The organism is Streptomyces sp. A012304, from assembly GCF_026008495.1.
GTDB lineage: Bacteria > Actinomycetota > Actinomycetes > Streptomycetales > Streptomycetaceae > Streptomyces.
Genome location: NZ_BQUN01000134.1, coordinates 7,166 through 10,064 on the forward strand (window position 1 = coordinate 7,166; position 2,899 = coordinate 10,064).

3 protein-coding genes are annotated in these 2,899 nt (G+C 70.7%); all 3 read right to left on the reverse strand.

Going from position 1 to position 2,899, the window contains the following annotated elements; genetic code table 11:
* Window positions 1–98: 98 nt before the first annotated feature.
* Entirely contained in the window at window positions 99–845 is a 747-nt protein-coding gene (locus tag ALMP_RS33125) for a DUF6227 family protein (protein WP_264935174.1), read from the reverse strand.
* A 291-nt stretch (window positions 846–1,136) separates the two neighbouring features.
* Window positions 1,137–2,360: an Ig-like domain-containing protein gene (locus ALMP_RS33130; protein WP_264935175.1), complete on the reverse strand. Its 1,224-nt coding sequence runs from the start codon at window positions 2,358–2,360 to the stop codon at window positions 1,137–1,139.
* Between the two features lie 133 nt (window positions 2,361–2,493).
* The coding region (locus tag ALMP_RS33135) for a P1 family peptidase (RefSeq protein WP_264935176.1) at window positions 2,494–2,899 on the reverse strand (406 nt) is incomplete at its 5' end.

Consider the following 2,899-nt stretch of genomic DNA (forward strand, 5'->3'; position numbering starts at 1 on the left):
GCCTGCCTCGTACGGCGACTGACCGGTGGCCGGTGAGCACGTGAAGCAGGGCGGAACGCGGGGCGCCGACGCGGCTTTTCTCCGCGTCGGGAGGCCGCTCAGGAGACCTGTGCCGCCCGCCGCTCCATCGCCTCCCGGGCCGCTGCCTCGGTGAGGTAGACCTCGCACATGTGCCGCCCGTCGGGCGTCGCCGTGTGCTCGACCTCCCACAGGGAGATCTCCTGGCCGTCCCGGAGCAGGAACGCGTGCTCGTACAGCGCGAAGCCCAGGCCTACGCGCCCCGCCCGGCACGGGCGCCCGAAGGCCTGCGTGATCTGGTGCGCGATCGCCGTCGTCAGCAGCGCCGCCGTGTCCGCGCCGGGCCGGTCGGGGTTCTCCGCGCGGCGCAGCAGCCGGCGCGCGTGGTCGGCGGAGTCGTCCGGCACGTACACATGCCGTGGCGCGGGGACCGGCGCCAGCTGCATCATGACCGGCAGCTCGAAGTCCGGCGCGTCCGGCGGCAGCGGCAGCCGGGCCGTGGCGGCGCGCAGCTCCTCGTCGTCCAGGTACACCTCGTGCTGCGGCTCGCTGCCCGGGGTGGGGTTGTGGACGAGCTCCCAGAGGGTGAGCGCGGAGCCGTCGGCCAGCAGCCAGGTGTGTCGGTAGGTCTCGCGGTGCAGCCCCGCGCTGTGGTGCGCGGAGTGCAGCGAGCTGTCGTGCGCCAGCGCGCAGTCGAGCAGGCGCAGGGTCTCGTCGGGCAGCTCGAAGGAGTTCAGGGCGCGACCGAGGAGCCGCGCGAGGTGCTCCTCCGGAGTCTCGGGCGACTCGGCTGGTTCGTGCGCTGCCGTCCCGTACGGAACGCTCAAGGTTTCTCCCGGCGTCGCTGCATGTCACCTTGTGGGTGCATACCGTAGCCCCTCGGTCGGACATCATGTCCGGGAACCGAGAAAACGTACGCGGGGAAAACGCGCGGGCCGCGCGAGATGTTCCCGCGCGGCCCGACATCCTGTCGGAAAGAGCCGGTCAGAGCCCCGATGATCTGGAAGCGGACGACGATCTCCCGCCTGTGAACGGCTGGGGAACGCGTCTGGGGAACGTGTCTGGGGGACGCGTCCGAGGGGGCGCCTCGAACGCCTGCAACGACTCCGGGGATCGCGTCAGACGGCGCTGCCGGCGATCCACTTGCTCCACGGCATGTTCCACCCGTTGAGCCCGTTGTCCGGGGCGACCGTCCGGTCGGGAGAGTTCTTCACGATCACCACGTCACCGATGACGGAGTTGTCGTAGAACCACTTGGCGGGAGTGTCGGTCCGCGCGCCCCGCACGTCCCGCAGGCCGACGCAGCCGTGGCTGGTGCCCTCACGGCCGAACGGCGGATTGCCCTTGTTGTACCAGTAGTTGCCGTGGATGAAGGTCCCCGACGTGGTCAGCCGCATCGCGTTCGGGACGTCGTGGATGTCGTAGGCGTTGGCGAGGTCGACCGTCCGGCTGTCCATCCGGACCTCCCGGAACTTCTCCGAGATCACCATCTGCCCGTTGTACGTCGCGAACTGCGGGCCGCCCGCCGAGATCGGCTCCGTCTTGAGCGTCCTGCCGTCCCGCACGACCGTCATGGTCTGCGTGGCGACGTCGACGGTCGAGACCTGCGAGCGTCCGACGGTGAAGGTGACCGTCTTCTTCTGCACGCCGTAGACGCCGTTCGCGCCCTGCACGCCGTCCAGGTCGATCTTCATCGTGACCTTGGAGCCGGCCTTCCAGTACTCCTGCGGCCGGAAGTCCAGCCGCTGCGTGCCGAACCAGTGCCCGACCACCTTCTGGCCGCTGCTGGAGGTGACCGTGATGCCCGACTGCACGGCCTTCTTGTCACTGATCGCCTTGTCGAAGGTGAACGACACGGGCATGCCCACACCGACCGTGGTGCCGCCGTCCGGGGTGTACGTCCCGATGAAGCTGTTGGCGGCGGCGACCGTGGTGAAGGTGGAGCCGGCGGCTGCCGTGCGCCCGTTCGCGTCCTTCGCGGTCGCCGATATCTCGTACTTCGTCCCCCGTTCCAGCTGCTCCTTCGGCTTCCAGCTGAGTCCGTCGGCCGACAGCGTCCCCGGCACGGCCTGCCGGGTGTCCGCCACCGTCATCGTCACGGCGGTCAGCCTGCCGCCGCTCACCCGCACGCCGGTCGTGTTGATCGACGCGCCCGTCGAACCGTCCGCGGCCGAGATGGCGATCTTCGGCGCCGACGTCTTCACGGTGTCCTTGCCGCCGCGCTCGGCGTCCTCGTTCTTGGCCTTGGCACTGCCGCCGCAGGCGGTCAGGGTCAGGGCGCCGACCACCAGGACGGCACAGGCCCCCAGTGCGCGCCGCGCTGCTTTGTCCGGCGTTGTCACGGGCTGCTCCAGCTTCATGTGATGTGCGTCATCCGCTCCAGTACGTGAAGAAGGAGGTACCGACGACCGGTGGGGTTCCTTCCGCCTGAGACGAACACCACGACGTGACAGAACCGGGACAATCGCCCGCCCGCTACCGCACCTGTGGCTGCTTGCGACCCTCCTGTCTCCCGTACAGCTCCCCGTACGACGGCCAGCTCCCGCCCGCCGCCGCCACCGACTCCGCCGCGCGCACCGCGCGCACGATCGCGCGGGTCACCATGTCCGCGCCCGCCGCGAGCACGTCGTTGAGGGCGAGCGGATGGTCCGGGGTGAGCGGTCGGGCGCCGGTCGCCAGGGCGAACACCGTGTCCCCGTCGTGCAGCAGGTGCACCGGGCGGACCGCGCGGGCGATGCCGTCGTGGGACGTGCCCGCCAGCTTCTGCGCCTGGGCCTTGGTGAGGGCCGCGTCGGTGGCGACCACCGCGAGGGTCGTGTTGAGGGGAGCGGGCGCGTTCTGCTCGGCGCTCTCCGCGAGGCGCCGGCGGGCCGCCTCGTGC